The sequence below is a fragment of the Pseudarthrobacter sp. HLT1-7 genome (assembly GCF_059383435.1).
Genome location: NZ_JBWZCH010000007.1, coordinates 68611 through 86104, shown reverse-complemented (window position 1 = coordinate 86104; position 17494 = coordinate 68611). Strand labels below are relative to the sequence as shown.

Sequence of the window (17494 nt, the reverse complement as noted above, 5' to 3'; positions counted from 1 at the left end):
GGAACCGCGCTAGCGCTCGCGCTGCGGGTCGCCTGCGACGGTTGTTGCTGCCTCGACTTCGAGCATGAGCCTGCCGTCTTCCTCGACGAGCTCGGGCTGGTACACGTGGGCCTTGCGCTTATAGCTGAGGTAGGCGATGCAGCCGTTGGCCCCGGCCATCTTTTCCAGCATGATCTCAGAACCCGGCACCAGGAGCTCGCCGAGGGGCCGGCCGGCCGTGTTCGCCTGGCCCACCTCGTCGCCGAGCACGGTGGTCTCCCGCTCGTTGATCACGCCGCGGACGCAGACCCAGCGGCCCCAGACACCCTTGCCGGCCAGCAGCGAGGGCTTCTGGTTCATGGGCAGGGTGGCTGCGAAGTACCGGGTGTTGAAGCGGCTGTGCGCGAAGGCCGGACTGAGCCAGTTGACCAGCGGCTTGAGCAGGTCTGTCCGCACCGAGAGCCCGCGCTTGGCGAGCACCTCGGTGAAGGATTTTTCCTGCTCCGCCACGGCCACCCGGGCGCGCATCCACTCGCCCGTCGAGGTCGCCTCCACGGTGCTGGTGAGGTCCGGCCCGGCCAGCAGGATGCCGGTCTCCTCGAACAGTTCCCGGATGGCACCCACCACGTGGCGGCGCGCCAGCCCGACGTCGGCCGTTCCCATCTGCTCGGCCCAATGCTGCGGCGAGGGGCCCAGCCAGCCGACCGCGTCGTCGTCGGAGGCCTGCAGCGATCCGCCGGGAAAGGCGAGCACGCCCAGCGGCGAAGTGCCCGGCCGGTAGCCCAGCCAGGTTTCCAGACCCGTGGGTGAATCCCGAAGGAGTATCACGGAAGACGCGAAACGGGCCGCACGGGGCGTCCGTTCGCCATGTTCACGCCAGCTGCGGGCCGCCCCCTCAAGATCCGGGGGAAGGACAAACAGGCGTCGGACTAACTTAGGCATGGGAAGTGACCGGCGCTCTAGGCGAATTCGGCGATCAGTTCGAGCTCAACCGGAGAGTCGAGCGGCAGGACAGCGACGCCGACGGCAGACCGTGCGTGCTGGCCGGCGTCGCCCAGGACCTTGCCCAGCAGCTCAGAGGCGCCGTTGATGACGCCGGGCTGGCCGGTGAAGGACGGATCGGAGGAGACGAAGCCCACCACCTTGACAATCCGGGTGATGCGGTCCAGGTCCCCGATGACGCTCTTCACGGCGGCCAGGGCGTTGACGGCACAGACCGCGGCGTAGCGCTTCGCCGCTTCCGGGGACACGGTGGCCTCGTCGGCGGCAGCCTCCGTGCCGGCGGACACCTTACCCGTGGCCTCCAGCCCGCCGTTGATGAACGGCAGCTGGCCGGAGGTGTACACATGGTTGCCCGAAATCACGGCGGGGACGTAGGCGGCCACCGGCGCGGCGACCTCCGGCAGCGTCAGGCCGAGTTCGGCGAGTCGCTGTTCGACGGCGGACGATGCGCCCGCGCCCGACGACGCGCCAGCGGCGATTCCGGCGGTACCCGCGGCGGCCGTGGTGTTACCCGCGGCAGCCGAGGCGTCCTGCGCGGCCGATGCTGGGGTGCCCATGGCTACTGCTTCTCCCGCTTCAGGTAGGCAACCAGGCCGTTTCCCTCGGGGCCCGGAACAACCTGGACAAGCTCCCAGCCGTCGTCTCCCCACTGGTCCAAAATCTGCTTCGTGGCGTGGATAATGAGCGGAATCGTGGCGTACTCCCATTTGGTCATGAGCTAAAGCCTAGTACTTGCCGGTAAAGTGGAAAACATGGCGACAGGCAAGAACCCTTTATTCGACACGGCCACCACTCTCGGAAAGATCTTTCTTTTCCTGGGTGTGAGCGCCATGTGTGGCGTCCTGGTGGCGGGGCTGCTAGTCCCGGCCGCGGCGGTTTCCGGCAACACGGCGAGCGGATCGATCAAATTCTTTGACACCCTTCCGGCGGAGCTGCAGGTGGATCCGCCCAGCCAGTCGACCACTATCCTTGCGGCCGACGGCAGCGTGATCGCGAATCTGTTCGCAGAGAACCGCACCCGGGTGTCCCTGGACCAGATGTCGCCGTACGTCAAGGACGCGGTGATCGCCATCGAGGACAACCGCTTCTACGAGCACGGCGGCGTGGACACCACCGGCATCATGCGTGCCCTTGTCAGCACCGCCCGCGGCAACAAGCAGGGCGCGTCGACCATCACGCAGCAGTACGTCAACAACGTCATCAACTCCTCCCTCGAGGCCGAGGGCAAGGGCGACGAAGTCCTGCTGAACGGTGTCAACAAGGGCGTCGGGGACAAGCTCCGCGAAATGAAGCTCGCCATCGCGCTGGAGAAGAAGTTCACCAAGGAACAGATCCTTGAGGGCTACCTCAACATCGTGTTCTTCAACCGGGACGCCTACGGCATCGAAGCCGCCTCCAAGTTCTTCTTCAGCACCACCGCCAAGGACCTGACCCTTCCGCAGGCCGCCCTGTTGGCCGGTCTGGTTAACAGCCCGTCCTTCTTCGACCCGATCAACAACCCGGAGAACGCCAAGGTCCGCCGTGACCTGGTCCTCGAGTTGATGCTGACCCAGGGCAAGATCCAGCAGGCCGACTACGACGCCGCCGTCGCCACCCCGGTGGAAACCAAGGTCACCCCGGCACGCCAGGGCTGCCCCTATTCGCAGACGGCCCCGTACTTCTGCGACTATGTACTGCACCTGCTGCTCAACAACCCCGCCTATGGCGCCGACGCGAAGGAACGCGAGCGGAAGGTGTTCCGCGGCGGCCTGACCATCAAAACCACGCTGGACCCGAATGCCCAGGCCGTGGCACAGGCCCAGGTTGACGGCTCCGCCGGGGCGAACCCGGACAAGTGGGGCGCCTCGCTGGTCTCCGTGCAGCCGGGCTCGGGCAAGATCATCTCGATGGCTCAGAACACCCAGGTCCTTGAGGCCGAGGGAAAGTTCAATACCGTCATCAACTTCAACGTTGACATGAAGGACACCCAGGGCAACGACCTTGGCGGCCTGGGCGGTTTCCAGCCCGGTTCCACGATGAAGCCGTTTACCTTCGCGCAGTGGCTCGACGAGGGAAAATCCATGAACACCGTCCTCAACGGCGCAGTGCGGCGCTATCCCCTGAACTACCGGTGGAAGAACACCTGTCCTACACCCGTGGATGGCGCCTACAACACGGCGGAAGAGGGCCTGGGCGCTGCCAAGGATCTGCAAAACGCCGAGGAGGGATATTACAAGCCCATGAGAGTCGTCGACGGTCTGGCGAACTCGATCAACACGATGACGTTCGCTTCCGCGGCCCAGGTGGACCTCTGCGGCATCCAGAAGATCGTCGACGCCGTGGGTATCCACGCCGGCCAGACCAATGAGCCCGTTCCCATGACGCGTCTATCCAACCTGATCGGCGCCCTCCAGACCTCCCCGCTGACCATGGCCAGCGCCTTCGCCACCTTCGCGAATGACGGCAAGTACTGCGAGCCGATCGCCATCGCCTCGGTGACGGATGCGACTGGCGCCCAGCTCCCGGCCCAGGCCACGAGCTGCCGCGACGCGATCAAACCGGAGGTGGCCCGCGGTGTGAGCTTCGCGCTGCAGGAAGTTCTCAACCGCGGCTCCGGCGCGCTGATCCAACCGCGGATCTCCACCCGGACCAGCTTTCCGATCGCCGCCAAGACGGGCACCAACGATACCAACAACTCCACCTGGGTGGTGGGCTACACCACGGGCCTGGCGACGGCGACCTGGTTCGGCGACGCTCTGGGCGGCCAGGACCGGCCTGGCCAGAACGTCACAGTGAACGACAAGTTCTATAAGGGCATTGACGGTTACATGATCGCTGGCCCGCAGTTCTCGAACTACATGACCCAGGTGGCACCGGCGTACGGCACCAACCCGTTCCCGGCGCCGCCGTCGAACCTGGTCACAGGGCCGGCACCGGCACCGGCACCCGTGCCCAGGCCGTCGACGCAGGCGACGCCGGCGCCGTCCAGCCCTGCTCCGTCCAGCCCGGCTCCGCCCGCACCTCCCGCCCCCGCACCCGAACCGCCGAAAGAACAGAAGTAGTATCCGGTGGCCCGGGGGAATGACCTGGCAGGCCGCGCCCGAAGCATCGGGCGCGGCCTCGCCGTAACTGCCGCGGTTGGCGCCGCGGCAGGTGCCGCCGCCACCGGCTACGGCCTGTGGGAGAAGAACCAGTTTGTGCTGCGCGAGGAGACCCTCCCGGTCCTTCCGGCCGGCTTCGGCCCCTTCCGGGTGCTGCACCTGTCCGACATCCACTTCGTCCCGGGCCAGAACAAAAAGGCCCAATGGCTGGCATCACTCGCGGAGCTGAAGCCCGATCTGGTGGTGAACACTGGCGACAACCTCAGCCATGCCAAGGCGGTGGACCCCGTGCTGGCGGCGCTGCGCCCGCTGATGGAGTTCCCCGGGGTCTTTGTGCCCGGCTCAAACGACTATTTCGCCCCCCGGCCGACGAACCCGGCCGGCTACCTCCTAGGGCCGTCCTCGGCACCAAAAGACCCGGGCACACTGGACTGGCCACGGCTGCGTGCCGGCTTCGGCATGGCCGGCTGGGTGGACCTCACCAACCGCTGCCAGTCCGTGGTGCTCAAGGGGCTGCGCGTCGACTTCTCCGGCGTTGACGATCCGCACCTGGGCCTCGAGCGGTACGCCGGCTGGCCACGCGGCACCACGGGCCAGGACGCAACACCGCATCTGCGGGTGGCCGTCGCCCATGCCCCCTACCAGCGCGTGCTGGACCACTTCACCGAGGACGGCGCCGATCTCCTCCTCGCCGGGCACACCCACGGCGGCCAGATCTGCATCCCGGGCTACGGCGCCCTCCTCGCCAACTGCGACCTCCCCACCTGGCGCGCCAAGGGCCTGAACACGTGGGAAAGCAACGGGCGCACGACGCCGGTGAACGTCTCCGGCGGGATCGGCACCTCGCGCTTCGCCCCGGTCCGCATCGCCTGCAGGCCCGAGGCCGTGCTGCTCACGCTCACCTCCCGTTCCTGAGCCCGCCCGCTCCCCCGCCACCACGGGACATGCCCTCCCCCGGGTGTGACAAATGGACATAGTGGGTTTATGTCTACTCCCCGCGGCCAGGACTGGGCATGTCCCCGCCGGCGGCTGGCTGGTGCCCGCCCCTCGCCGCGAGGACTGGACATGTCCCGCGGGCGGGGCGCCGGGCGGTCATTGCGGTATGTAATGACTGGGCGAGATCCTGAAGCTGTCGCAATTCATGTGAACCCGGTCACCCGATGGCCTAGGGTAGTTGCTACAGGAAACTACCTCCAGTTTCGTCTGACATTGCGTCTGACAATTCGCCGTCGCGACTGAAGCCGTCGCGTTTTTAAGAAGCAGGCATGGCCAAGCAAACCCCGTTTTTCGCGTCAATCAGCCGACTCTATCCGCTCGTCTTGCCGATTATGCCGCGTCTCATCATGGGCCTGCTATGTGCGCTGCTGGCGAGCGTGGTGGCCCTGGCCATCCCCCAGGTGCTGCGGGTGCTCGTCAACGATTCCCTGCAGCCGGGCGGGAGCACGGACGCGGTATGGATCGCCTCCCTCACCATCCTAGGCCTGGGCATCGCCGAGGCTGGCCTGGTCGCGCTGCGCCGCACCTTCGTCATCAACCCCGCCACCACCGTGGAGACCCGGATGCGGGTGTCCCTTTACGGCCAGTTGCAGGACCTGACCGTTTCCTTTCATGACCGCTGGGGCTCCGGGCAGCTGCTCTCCCGCGCCATGACAGACCTGAACTTCCTGCGCCGCTGGATGGCCTTCGGCGCCATCATGCTGGTGGTGACCACCCTGACGGTGCTGATCGGCGTCGGCGTTATGTTCTCGATGAGCTGGCAGCTGGCGCTCATTTTCACGGCCGCCGCCGTGCCGATCATGATCTACGGCTACCGTTTCCGCACCCGCTTCGGCAAGGTGGCCCGCCGCAGCCAGGACCAGGCCGGCGACCTCGCCACCACGGTTGAGGAGTCCGTCCACGGCATCCGCGTGCTTAAGGCGTTCGGCCGCAGCCGCGAGGCGCTGGAAAACTTCAATGAACAGGCCGAGGAACTCCGCCAGACCGAGGTTGCCAAAGCCAAGCACCTGGCCGCCTTCAGCCTCGTCGTCACACTGCTTCCCGAACTCGCCCTTGGCACCGGGCTCGTCGTCGGGATTCTGCTGGCCTCCACCGGCGAACTTTCCATCGGCGCGCTGGTGGCGTTCTTCGCCACGGCGGCCGTGATCGCCGCCCCCGTCGAGTTCTGCGGCATGCTGCTGGCGATGGCCCTCAACGCCAAGAGTGTGCTGGACCGGCACTTCGAGGTGATGGACTCGGTGAACACCATCACCAGCCCGCACCACCCGCGCAGCCCCGCCCGGCTCAAGGGCGCCCTCAGTTTCCACCACGCCACGTTTGCCTACGGGGACGCCCCGGACACCCCGATCCTCAAGGACATCAACCTGGACATCAGGCCGGGCGAGACCATGGCACTGGTGGGCATCACCGGCAGCGGCAAAAGCGCCCTGCTCCAGCTGGTCCCCCGCCTCTACGACGTCACGGACGGTTCCATCACGATCGACGGCGTGGACCTTCGCGAGTTCAGTGTCGAGGAACTGCGGTCCGTAGTCGCCGTCGCGTTCGAGGACACCACCCTGTTCTCCAGCTCGGTCCGCGACAACGTGATGCTCGGCGCCCCCGGCGCGTCAGCCCCCGGCATGTCAGCATCCGGCAGCCTAGCCCCCATCCCGTTTGCAGAAGACCGCGAGAAAGCCCTGAAAGAAGCACTCGACGTCGCCCAGGCCCACTTCGCGTACTCCCTGCCGGAGGGCCCGGACACCCTGATCGGCGAGGAAGGCCTGAGCCTGTCCGGCGGCCAGCGGCAGCGCATCGCCCTGGCCCGGGCCATCGCTGCCCGGCCCAAAGTGCTGGTCCTCGACGACCCGCTCTCGGCCCTGGACGTCAACACCGAGGAACTGGTCGAGGCCCGGCTGCGGGAAGTCCTCTCCGATACCACCACCCTGATCGTCGCCCACCGCCCGTCCACCGTCGCGCTGGCGGACCGGGTGGCGCTGCTGGAGGACGGCCGGATCAGCGCCGTCGGTACCCACGCCGAGCTGCTCGCCGGGAACAGCCACTACCGCCACGTGATCGCCAGCCTCGACCCGGAACCCCGGGACCTGGACACGGACCTGCTGGACTCCGAACTGTCCGACCTCAATGCGGAGGAGATTTCCCGATGAGCAGCGCAACCTTCGGCACCGCCAACGAGGACAACGCGCACCTGACCAAGAGCGAAAGCAAGACTGTCAGGCGTCGCTCGCTGGCCTTGCTGGGCTCCCTGATCCGCCCCGTCCGCCGCCGGTTCTGGCTCACAATCGCCGCCGTCGTACTCTCCCAGGCAGCCCGCGTCGCCGGACCGGCCCTGATCGCCTTCGGGATCGACCGGGCCCTGCCTGCCCTGCGCGCAGGCGATAACCTCCTGCTCCTGCTCGCCGGCGTCGCCTACCTCGCTGCCGCCGTCGCGGCGGGAGCCCTCACCGCCCTGTACGTGAACTCGACGGCGAAGCTCAGCCAGGCCATGCTGCTGGACCTCCGCGTCCGGGTCTTCCGGCAGACCCAGCGCCTGAGCCTGGAGTTCCACGAGAAGTACACCTCCGGCCGCATCATCGCACGGCAGACCTCGGACCTCGAGGCGTTGCGCGAGCTCCTGGACTCCGGCGGCAGCTCGCTGGCCTCCGGGCTGGTGTTTATGGTGTTCACAGCCGCCACGGTGTTCGCGCTGGACTGGCGCAGCGGACTCCTTCTGCTGGCCGCCGGTGTGCCGATGTACCTCCTGGCCCGCTGGTACCAGAAGCACTCCCAGATCGCCTTCCGCGAATCCCGCGTGGTCTCGGCCCGGCTGATCGTCCACTTCGTCGAAACCATGACGGGGATCCGCGCGGTCAAGGCCTTCCGCAAGGAACGCGAGAACGCCGCACGGTACGCCGATCTCTCCGAGGACTACCGCAAGGTGACCGTCCGCACCATCAACCTCAGCGGCGTCTTCCAGCCCGGCCTGGTGCTGATCGGAAACGTCTGCGTCGCCGTCGTGCTGCTGTTCGGCGGCTTCCGGGTGCTCGGCGGCGAACTCGCCGTCGGTGTGCTGCTGGCACTGATCCTGTCCACCAAGCGCTTCTTCCAGCCCGTGGACCAGATGGCGATGTTCTACAACTCGTTCCAGAGCGCCCAGGCGGCGCTCGAAAAGGTGTCCGGGCTGCTGGAGGAGGTACCCACGGTCCGGCCGCCCAAGAACCCGGTAGCCCTGCGCGAGGCAGAGGGGGCCATCGACTTCACCGGCGTCGAGTTCCGCTACGGCGAGGGACCGGTGATCATCCCACCGATGGACCTGCATATCCCCGCCGGGCAGACGGTGGCCCTGGTGGGGCAGACCGGCGCCGGAAAATCCACCCTCGCCAAGCTGATCGCCCGGTTCTACGACGTCTCTGCCGGTTCACTCACACTCGACGGCGTGGACCTGCGGCAGCTCACGACGGCGGATCTGCGGCGGAACGTTGTGATGGTCACCCAGGAGGCCTTCCTGTTCAGCGGCTCTGTCGCGGACAACATTGCCCTGGGGCGGCCGGACGCCGCCCGTGCGGAGATCGAGGCAGCGGCGGAGGCCGTGGGTGCCGACGGCTTCATCCGGGCTCTTCCCGAGGGCTACGACACCGACGTTAACAAGCGCGGTGGCCGCGTCTCGGCCGGGCAGCGCCAGCTGATCAGCTTCGCCCGGGCCTTCCTGGCACGGCCGGCGGTACTGATCCTGGACGAGGCGACCTCCTCGCTGGACATCCCCTCCGAGCGCCTCGTGCAGAGCGGTCTCGCCAGGCTCCTCGAGGGTACCGACGCCGGGCCCGGACGGACCGCGCTCATTATTGCGCACCGCCTGTCCACCGTGGAGAGCGCGGACCGGGTGCTTGTGGTCCACGACGGGCGTGTGGTCGAAGACGGATCGCCGGCGGATCTGATTGGCGGCGGCGGGCGCTTCGCGCAACTGCACGGGGCGTGGAAGGATTCGCTCGTCTGAGTTTTTCCGCGGCCGTTTCGCCGCGTTTCAGCGGCAAGCCGGCGGCGATTTCGCATCCGGGGCACCAATCGGCTAGTCTTGTGAAGTTGCTTTTGTAGCAGCGGATCGGGATGTGGCGCAGCTTGGTAGCGCGCGTCGTTCGGGACGACGAGGTCGCAGGTTCAAATCCTGTCATCCCGACCAGCCAGAAAGAGGGTCTTCCACCGGAAGGCCCTCTTTTGTGTGCACCCCGCGCCTTAGTAAGCGCCGACTTTTGCGAACCCCGGCTCTTGTGAACCCGATCTGCGGGGCAAGCGGCAAAAAGCAGCCCCGGGACACGGTTGGTACGTGTCCCGGGGCTGCCAAAGAGGTACTGCTTACATCGGGTCCGGCCAGTTGCCGACGTTGGTGGAGTAGGTCATCGGGTCCGGCCAGTTGCCAACCGCCTGGGGGGCTTGCATCGGGTCCGGCCAGTTGCCGACAGCCGTGATGCCTGCGTTGTCGGCGATGGAACCAGCGGAAATAACGGCCGGAGCCGCAGCGGAGAAAGCCAGGGCGCCCGCCAGGACGGCGCCGGCTGCAATCTTCTTCAACATAGAGTTCCTCAATATGGGTTGAGTCCATTTACCAAGTCAGCACTGCCCTTGTTGACACACATTGTAAAATGATTTCCACAGAGGCTGTCAAGCATTCGGTACAAAGAATGTCCGGAATTAGGAGGTATCCGTGGGGAACGGATTTGGGGAGAAGCTCCGCGCGGAACGGCTGGAACGGGGCCTGACCCAAGCGGTGCTGGGCGGGGGCGTTTACTCGGCCAGCTACATCTCGCTGCTCGAAACCGGGCGCCGCGAACCCACGCCAGTGGTCATCGAGGAGCTCGCCCGCAGGCTCGAGCTCGCGCCCAAGGCACTGGAGGCGTGGAACCAGCCGGTGTCCGTCAGCGACGCCGAATACGTGCTGGCCGGGCTGTATGCCCGCCAGGCCTGGGACCTGAGGGACTATCCGCTAGCCGCGACGCACGCGGCGAGTGCCGCACGGATCGCCCAGGAGGGCAGGAACACCAGCGCTTGGTGGAACATGACCTACATGCAGGCCGAATGCCTGATCAAGCAGGGGCTGTGGCAGGAGTGCAAGAACATCGTCCAGCACCTACTGGAACATCCCATGGCCGCGGAATCGGCGGGCCTTGGCGTAAGAGCGCAGCAGATGCTTGCCGCCGCCTCGCAGGGCCAAGGGCAGTTGACCGCCGCCGTCGAACATGCGCAGGAAGCGGTGCGCCTTTGCGCCGAGCTGCCCAAAGGCTCCACTCTCATCATCGGCGCCCTGCGTGCGCTGATCGGCGCGCTGGCCGAAAGCGGCAGGCTCGAGGAGGCCTGGCGGTACTGCCGGGACATGAACGCGCAGATTGATGACCAGTCCATGCCCCAACTGGCCGGCGAGGTAGCCTGGGTCATCGGGAACGTCGCCTTCATGCGCCACGACTACCCCGAGGGGATCAAGTCTCACGAGCGGGCCGCCAAGCTGCTCTCGCCCGCGAACGACATTGACCTCTGGGCCCGGTTCAACAAGGCGTCCGCTGCAGTACGCCTTTCCTCCGGAATCGTGGAACCTGAAACGCTGCAATCGATCGAGCGTGCGGAACTGGCCCTCTCGATCGTGGGCGGCAACAGGGCAGACGAGCTCGAGGTTGCCTTCATCCGCGCCCGCTGGCTCTACCTGACCGGCGACATCGTCGCGGCTGTGCAGAAACTGCGGGAGATCCATGCCGAGCGCGGGACGCTCGCCCGGCACACTGCCGGTGAGGTGGCGCTCCTGCTCGGCCGGGCGCTCAAGGCCGCCGGCGAATCCGACGAGGCCCTCGCGTACCTTGAAGAAGCGCAGAAGGAGTTCAGCGCGGCCGGGGCCTCGGACCGGGTCCAGCAGGCAATGGACGCCGTGCTGGAGATCAGGCTTGCCCGGCGCCGCGCCGAAGCCGCCGCCGCATCTGGGACCCAGGCGAACGCCTAACCCAACGCGCCTAGCCCAACGCTCGGCCGGTGAGTTTTTCGTAGGCCTCGAGGTAGCGGCTGCGGGTGCGGGCCACGACGTCGGCCGGCAGCGCCGGCGGCGGCACAGCGGAGGCCCGGTCCCAGCCGGACTCCGGCGAGGTCAGCCAGTCACGGACGTACTGCTTGTCGTAGGACGGCTGGGCCCTGCCCGGCTCATAAGTGGCGGCATCCCAGAACCGTGAGGAGTCCGGGGTGAGCACCTCGTCGCCGAGGGTGATGATGCCGGTGGCGGCGTCGAAGCCGAACTCCACCTTAGTGTCGGCCAGGACAATGCCCCGGCCGCGGGCGATTTCCTCAGCTTTGGTGTAGATCTCCAGGGTCAGCTCCCGCAGCCGGGCCGCGATGTCCTCGCCCACGATTTCTACAACGGCGTCGTAGCTGATGTTCTCGTCGTGCTCACCCACCGCTGCCTTAGCGGAGGGTGTAAAGATGGCCTCGGTGAGGCGGGACCCGTCCACCAGGCCTTCCGGAAGCGGGATACCGCACACGGTGCGGGACTCTTTGTACTCGGCCAGGCCCGAGCCGGTGAGGTAGCCGCGGGCAATACATTCGACCGGGAACATGTCCAGCCTCATGCAGATCATCGCACGGCCGTCCACCGCCGCCGGCACGCCTCCCCCGACCGTGGACGCGAGCACGTGGTGCTCCACGCCGAGCTGCTCGAACCACCACAGGCTCAGCTGGGTCAGGATGCGGCCCTTGTCCGGGATCTCGCTGGCAAGCACGTGGTCGTAGGCGCTGATGCGGTCGCTGGCCACTACCAGGACGCACTCCCGGCCGAAGCGCTCGGAGATGGACTGATCCACCGGCACGTAAAGGTCACGGACCTTGCCGGAGTAAATGTGCTTCCAGCCAGGCAGATCCAGCGTCGCGGTAGTGAGGCCGCCGTTGGGCATCGGGAATTCGGTTGCGCTCACGGTTGTGCCTTTGCTTTCGAGGCGGACGGGATCCCGGGGCTCAACACCTGGATCTCGCCGCGGGCCGCCTTCCCGCCAATGTCGGTGCGGAACTGGCAGCCGTCCAGCTGGACCAGCTCGACGCCGTCGTACGCCCGCTCGCGGGCCTCCACCAGATCGGTTCCCAATGCGACGACGGCCAGAACGCGCCCGCCGGCGGACACCACCTTGCCTTCGTCGTCGAACCTTGTGCCGGCGTGGATGACGTGAACGCCCTCGAGGGACCCGGCCTTCTTCAGCCCGCGGATCCGGTCCCCGGTGCGGGGTGCGTCCGGGTAGTTCGCAGCAGCGACGACGACGGCGACAGCCGACTCCCTGGACCATCGCAGCGGCTGGGCCTTGTCCAGTTCGCCCCTGGCAGCGGCCATAAGCAGCCCGCCGAGGGGGGTCTTGAGCCGGGCCAGGACGGCCTGGGTTTCCGGGTCGCCGAAGCGGACGTTGAATTCGATGACACGGGTGCCGCGGGAGGTCAGGGCGAGGCCGACGAACAAAACGCCGACGAACGGGGTGCCGCGGAGGGCCATCTGTTTGACCGTGGGCTGGGCCACCCGGTCTATGACTTCCTGGACCAGGCCCTCCGGGGCCCAGTCCAGCGGGGTGTAGGCGCCCATGCCGCCGGTGTTGGGGCCCTCATCATTGTCGAAGATCCGCTTGAAGTCCTGGGCCGGGGCGAGCGCTACGGTGTTGCTGCCATCGCAGAGGACGAACACGGAGACCTCGGGGCCGTCGAGGAATTCCTCAATCACCACGACTCCGCCGGCATCGAAGCAGCTCTGCGCATGGGCCAGGGCCTCAGCGCGGTTGTTGGTGACCACCACGCCCTTGCCCGCGGCCAGCCCGTCATCCTTGACGACATAGGGTGCGCCGAAGGTGTCGAGGGCGTCGGCGGCTTCCTCTGCATTGGACGCCACGCGCGCCATCGCGGTGGGAACCTCCGCCTCGGCCATGACTTCCTTGGCGAAGGCCTTGGAGGCTTCAAGCTGGGCCGCGGCCTTGCTGGGGCCGAACACCGCGATGCCTGCCGCGCGGACGGCGTCGGACACGCCCGCGGCGAGCGGTGCCTCCGGGCCGACCACCACGAGGTCGGCTGTCAGCCGGGTGGCCAGGGCGGCGACGGCGTCGGGGTTGCTTGCGTCGATCGCGTGTGTGGGGACCAGTTTGCTGATGCCGGCGTTTCCCGGGGCCGCGTGGACCTCGGAAACGTTCGGGTCGGCAAGCAGGGACCGGACAATGGCGTGTTCGCGGCCGCCGGGGCCGATGACAAGTACCTTCACAGTCCCCAAGGGTACTTTGCGGACCCGTCAGGCTCCTAAGCTGTTACCACGGCTGGACATGCCCAGTCCCTTCACGAGCCACGGGACATGCCCAGCCCTGGCCGCGGCCACCGGACATAATGCCACTAGAACTCGCCCCCAGGCACGAAGAATGGACATGTCCCGCGGACGCGGCCACGCCGAATTCGAACGCGAGCTCATCTCCGAACACACCATTGCCGGCCTCGCTTCCGCCTGTGCCCGCGGACGCAGCGGCGGACGCCCCTACAAAATGATTCCTTCGAAAGTCAGACTCGCTACGGCCTCTATGGGAAAGCCTGGCACCAAGGTTAGCGACCTCTGCATCGAACTCGGCATCACCCGACAGGACCCTCTACAGGCATGTCTCGCCCACCGGGCAGCTGCGTCCCGACGGCGAGAAGCTCCTGTCCCGGTAAGCCCCCAGCGTCGCTGCCAACGTGATTTCCCGGCGGCGCCTGTTCCGTGGCTCCGTGCAGCGGCCAGCAACTGAGTCCCTGGGCCTACCCGGTGAAGAGGACGACGACCGCGACGACGAGTCAACGGATGACTGGAGCGCGGCCGTACAGTACCTCGTCGACACTGCCTAACGGCGCCGGGGGCGCACCCGTGGCTTTCAGCTGGCGACGCGAAGGATGACGCTGCCCTTCTTGTGCCCTGCGTCGACGAAGCGGTGCGCGTCAACGATGTCGGAGAGCTCGTAGGTGTGGTCGCTGATCGCCCGTAACTGGCCGGTCTCTGCAAGGTTGACCAGGAACGCCAGGTTTTCGGCTGTGTACGGGCCGCCGCTGGTGGCGACCAGCTTTCCGCTCTTTCGGCTGCGTCCCCGTGCCCGAAGCAGTCCTTCGAGGTCCGTAATGACCGAGAGGAGTGCTCCGCCGGGCTCGATCGAGGCCTCGAGCCGCTCGAACTGAGTATTGCCGACGCAGTCGACGATGACGTTGTAGGTCTTCGCCTCGGCGGTGAAGTCGACTGCTCTGTAATCGATCACCCGGTCTGCGCCGAGTGAGGTGACCATTTCCCGGTTGCTACTGCTGCATACGGCGGTGACGTTCGCGCCCAGGTGCTTGGCGAGCTGTACGGCTGCCGTTCCAACTGCGCCAGAGGCGCCGTTGATGAGGACGGTGTCACCCGGCGTGAGGGCAATACGGTTCAGGAAGCCGCGTGCCGTGATCCCTCCAAAGACGAGGGTCACCGCCGTCTCGAACGTCATGTTGCGGGGCTTGGCGGTGATGGCGCCGCCCTGCGGAACGCACACGTATTCAGCGTGGCCGCCGTATCTGGCACCGAGCATTGCGATCACCTCGTCGCCAGGGGCGAACATGGTGACGTCCGCGCCCGTCGCCTCGACGACGCCGGCCACGTCCATTCCGAGGATGCGCCGTCGCGGCCGGAAGGTGCCGAGCGTGAACGCGACGAGCGCCCGCAGACCGCGTGGCACATCCCGACTTCGGGCTCGGTGGTCGGCTGCGCTGACTGTGCTCGCGTGCACTCTGACGAGCACTTCGTTTCGGCTCGGCGTAGGCCTGGACGTCGTGACAACCGAGACGACCTCGGGGGGTCCGAACTGTCGGTACTCGGCTGCTCGCATCAAGGGAGTGGAGGGGCGGGTCGCCAGCCGGGCACGCCGTCGAATGACGAACTCGGCGAGCCCCAGGTTGAGCACCCAGGCGGCGCCCATGAGCAGTGCACGGGGAAGTTCGGCGATTCGATCGAACAACAGCGAACTGGGAATGAGAATGAGGGCTTGCGTTCCCGCGCCAAGCGCGATGGCGTAGCCGCGAGTCATCCACGCACTGTGTCGCACGAAATCTCGGCGGAGAATCGCGAGGAGACCCAGGATGATACTTCCGGCCATTGCGGAGCCGAAGACCAGCCGGATTACGCGAAGGAGGTCGCCATCGCCGGCCGGAAGGGCGGAGAAGGAGGCCATCCACATTCCGGACAGTGCCGCGACCAGACCGGCAGGCACCAGAATTCGCCCGGCGATGCGATGCCAGCTGCGCCTTCCCCGCAGCGACGGAACAAATTGAAAGGCGCCGAGCAGGGAGTACGCGGTGACACTGACGATGTGAGCGACCACCGGGAAGGGGAAGTCGAGGAAGCGCGCATTCTGCGGCGTGGCGACGGGGCCGCCTGAGAGCTCCGTCAGACGCGCGGCTCCGGCGATCACGGGGATGAGGCTGAGGAGAATCAAGGCCGTCGGCACGCGCCACTGGGCACGCGGGAGCGTCCTCTTCGCAGGCGTGGTCACTCTGGCAGTCACGGGCGCTGTCGTCAGGGAGTGATCATCGTTTGTCGCGTTCATGCGGGCTCCCAATTCGATTGAGGTATACGGCGTACACCTTATGAGCATGATAATGTGTACTCTGTACTCCTGTCAAGGGAACAGCGTGGACGAAATGCGAGGGATGGGAATGACTCAACAGCTAGACACTGGGCGGCGCATTCGCTTGAACCGTAGCCGCGTGCTCGAGGCCGCCGTTTCACTCGCTGATGAGGTGGGTATCGAGGCGCTCAGCATGAGGAGGCTTGCCCGAGAGCTCGGTGTCGTGCCGATGGCTCTCTACAAGCACGTCGCCAACAAGGAGGAACTACTCGACGGCATGGTCGAGGTGATCATTGGCGAGATCGATCCACCCGTGTTCAGGGGCGACTGGAAAAGGGCGGTGCGGCTCAGGGTGCTCTCCGCCAGGGCTGCGCTCCAGCGCCATCCCTGGGCGCGGCAGGCGATCGAGTCGCGCACTACTAAGACGCCGGCAGTGCTCGACTACATGGACTCGTTCACCGGCATGTTCCTGGCTGGCGGCTTCTCGATCGATCTCGTGCATCATATGATGCACGCCATCGGGGGTCGGATGTGGGGGTTCACCCAGGAGTTGTTCGACGAGTCGGCAACCCAGAAGGCGGAGGCGGTGGAGGTGCCGGCGGAGGAGAATTCCGCGATGCTGCGGGAGATGGCGGTGCGGTATCCGAATCTGGTGCAGATGGCCATGGCGGCGGCGCACGATGACGACTCTGTGGTCGGACAAGGATGCGACGACGAATTTGAGTTCAAATTCGCGCTCGACCTCCTACTCGACGGGTTTGAGCGACTTCACGAGCAGGGTTGGACCTCGAGGACGGCACGGCTGGAACGCGCCTAGCATGCACTTGGCGTCACTCACAGCGACCATTAGCCTGCCACTGTCACACTTCGGCCATGGCGGACAAGAAAAAGAAGAAGACCGAACGACAAGCGGATGCCGACCGGCTGACGAAGGCGCTTGAGTTGCGACGTAGCAGCGCCGCTTCGGCGTGGTCCGAATCCTCAGCGGAGATTGCCACGGTCAAGAAGGCTTTCTCCAAGGAGGCTGAGCGGGCATGATGCGCGCTGGTTGTGCACCGGAAACCTCAGCCGGCGTGCCACTCCTGATGATCCGCCCCCGATGCATGATGGCGATGCGAACCGCCAAGTCCTCGGCTTCGGCCATGTCGTGGGTGGTCAAGAACACCGTGGTGCCCGAGTCCAGGAGGTCGCGAATGAGCCTCCACGTACGTGGACGACTCTCTGGGTCCAGCCCGGCGGTCGGCTCGTCGAGGAACAGTACCTCCGGACGTCCAAGAATGGCCAGAGCGAGGTCGAGCCGCCTCCTTTCACCACCGTAGAGCTGCTTGACGGTTGCTCCGGCCCGGTGACCCAGGTCGACGAGTCCGAGTGCTTCTGGCACCAGTCGGACTACGGATAATGTCCCCGCCCACATGCGTGCGGTCTCAGTGACCGTCAATCCGGCGGGGAGCCCACCTTCCTGCCGCATTACTCCCGTTCGCGGGCGTACAAGACGTCGTTCCCTTGCGGGATCACGTCCCAGCACTTTCATTGTCCCCGAGCTGGGGACAGCCAGCCCCTCAAGCACTTCCAAAGTTGAAGTCTTCCCAGCCCCGTTCGTTCCCAACAGGGCGAAAAATTCGCCCTGTCGAACCGAAAGACTGACACCGTCAACGGCGACAAAGGGCGCGTGGCCGGCCGGGCGGTAGGTCCGTCGAAGGTTATCGACGTCGATGATAATGGCCTGGGCCATGCCTTCCAGTATGGGGATGACAGGACGGATCCGGGCAGTGCACCACATCATCAGATCTCTAGCGATACACGTGCCAATCCCATGACGAATGTCATGCCCGGGATAATTTCGACGGGGCCCAGAAAACTTTC

At 66.3% G+C, this 17494-nt stretch carries 15 protein-coding genes, 1 tRNA gene and 1 pseudogene; 9 read left to right on the top strand and 8 right to left on the bottom strand.

Annotation, left to right across the window (positions count from 1 at the left end; all coding sequences use genetic code 11):
• Positions 1-9: 9 nt before the first annotated feature.
• The 3 genes from AC50X6_RS08945 to sp36 are packed head-to-tail and all read right to left on the bottom strand — an operon-like array spanning position 10 to position 1696.
• Positions 10-921 carry an NUDIX hydrolase gene (locus AC50X6_RS08945; RefSeq protein ID WP_494965875.1) on the bottom strand — a complete coding sequence of 304 codons (912 nt, stop codon included), beginning with the start codon at positions 919-921 and terminating at the stop codon, positions 10-12.
• Positions 922-938: 17 nt separating this feature from the next.
• Complete coding sequence (locus tag AC50X6_RS08940) at positions 939-1538, bottom strand: RidA family protein (protein ID WP_494965874.1); 600 nt, start codon at positions 1536-1538, stop codon at positions 939-941.
• A gap of 2 nt (positions 1539-1540) precedes the next feature.
• Positions 1541-1696: a Sp36 family protein gene (gene sp36 / locus AC50X6_RS08935; RefSeq protein WP_144671455.1), complete on the bottom strand. Its 156-nt coding sequence runs from the start codon at positions 1694-1696 to the stop codon at positions 1541-1543.
• Between the two features lie 37 nt (positions 1697-1733).
• Between sp36 and AC50X6_RS08930 the strand changes: the two genes are divergently transcribed.
• From AC50X6_RS08930 to AC50X6_RS08910, 5 genes are all read left to right on the top strand, one after another.
• Positions 1734-4022: a transglycosylase domain-containing protein gene (locus AC50X6_RS08930; RefSeq protein WP_494965873.1), complete on the top strand. Its 2289-nt coding sequence runs from the start codon at positions 1734-1736 to the stop codon at positions 4020-4022.
• 6 nt (positions 4023-4028) lie between these two features.
• Entirely contained in the window at positions 4029-4976 is a 948-nt protein-coding gene (locus AC50X6_RS08925) for a metallophosphoesterase (protein ID WP_494965872.1), read from the top strand.
• A 350-nt stretch (positions 4977-5326) separates the two neighbouring features.
• Positions 5327-7201 (top strand): ABC transporter ATP-binding protein, encoded by a 1875-nt coding sequence (locus tag AC50X6_RS08920; RefSeq protein WP_494965871.1) that lies wholly within the window; start codon positions 5327-5329, stop codon positions 7199-7201.
• On the top strand, positions 7198-9027 hold the full coding sequence (locus tag AC50X6_RS08915; RefSeq protein WP_494965870.1) for an ABC transporter ATP-binding protein: 1830 nt from the start codon (positions 7198-7200) through the stop codon (positions 9025-9027). Before AC50X6_RS08920 ends, AC50X6_RS08915 begins: the two co-directional genes overlap by 4 nt.
• A 106-nt stretch (positions 9028-9133) precedes the next feature.
• Positions 9134-9210, top strand: a tRNA-Pro gene (locus AC50X6_RS08910).
• Between the two features lie 173 nt (positions 9211-9383).
• Here the strand turns inward: AC50X6_RS08910 and AC50X6_RS08905 are convergent.
• Positions 9384-9602: a hypothetical protein gene (locus AC50X6_RS08905; protein ID WP_494965869.1), complete on the bottom strand. Its 219-nt coding sequence runs from the start codon at positions 9600-9602 to the stop codon at positions 9384-9386.
• A 130-nt stretch (positions 9603-9732) separates the two neighbouring features.
• On the opposite strand from AC50X6_RS08905, the gene AC50X6_RS08900 reads away from it, so the two are divergent.
• Entirely contained in the window at positions 9733-11013 is a 1281-nt protein-coding gene (locus AC50X6_RS08900; RefSeq protein WP_494965868.1) for a helix-turn-helix domain-containing protein, read from the top strand.
• A gap of 10 nt (positions 11014-11023) precedes the next feature.
• On the opposite strand, the gene AC50X6_RS08895 is transcribed toward AC50X6_RS08900, so the two are convergent.
• On the bottom strand, positions 11024-11950 hold the full coding sequence (locus tag AC50X6_RS08895) for a phosphoribosylaminoimidazolesuccinocarboxamide synthase (RefSeq protein ID WP_494966002.1): 927 nt from the start codon (positions 11948-11950) through the stop codon (positions 11024-11026).
• Between the two features lie 17 nt (positions 11951-11967).
• Positions 11968-13284, bottom strand: a complete 1317-nt coding sequence (gene purD, locus AC50X6_RS08890) for a phosphoribosylamine--glycine ligase (RefSeq protein ID WP_494965867.1) — start codon at positions 13282-13284, stop codon at positions 11968-11970.
• Between the two features lie 178 nt (positions 13285-13462).
• On the opposite strand from purD, the pseudogene AC50X6_RS08885 reads away from it, so the two are divergent.
• Positions 13463-13721, top strand: a pseudogene (locus AC50X6_RS08885) (recombinase family protein); the annotation flags it as partial.
• A gap of 197 nt (positions 13722-13918) precedes the next feature.
• On the opposite strand, the gene AC50X6_RS08880 reads toward AC50X6_RS08885, so the two are convergent.
• Positions 13919-15610 carry a DUF2306 domain-containing protein gene (locus AC50X6_RS08880; protein ID WP_494965866.1) on the bottom strand — a complete coding sequence of 564 codons (1692 nt, stop codon included), beginning with the start codon at positions 15608-15610 and terminating at the stop codon, positions 13919-13921.
• 109 nt (positions 15611-15719) lie between these two features.
• On the opposite strand from AC50X6_RS08880, the gene AC50X6_RS08875 reads away from it, so the two are divergent.
• Both AC50X6_RS08875 and AC50X6_RS08870 read left to right on the top strand, forming a co-directional pair.
• Positions 15720-16448 carry a TetR family transcriptional regulator gene (locus AC50X6_RS08875; RefSeq protein ID WP_494965865.1) on the top strand — a complete coding sequence of 243 codons (729 nt, stop codon included), beginning with the start codon at positions 15720-15722 and terminating at the stop codon, positions 16446-16448.
• 56 nt (positions 16449-16504) lie between these two features.
• On the top strand, positions 16505-16669 hold the full coding sequence (locus AC50X6_RS08870; protein ID WP_494965864.1) for a hypothetical protein: 165 nt from the start codon (positions 16505-16507) through the stop codon (positions 16667-16669).
• Here the strand turns inward: AC50X6_RS08870 and AC50X6_RS08865 are convergent.
• Entirely contained in the window at positions 16632-17363 is a 732-nt protein-coding gene (locus AC50X6_RS08865; RefSeq protein ID WP_494965863.1) for an ABC transporter ATP-binding protein, read from the bottom strand. The genes AC50X6_RS08870 and AC50X6_RS08865 overlap by 38 nt on opposite strands.
• Positions 17364-17494: the final 131 nt, after the last annotated feature.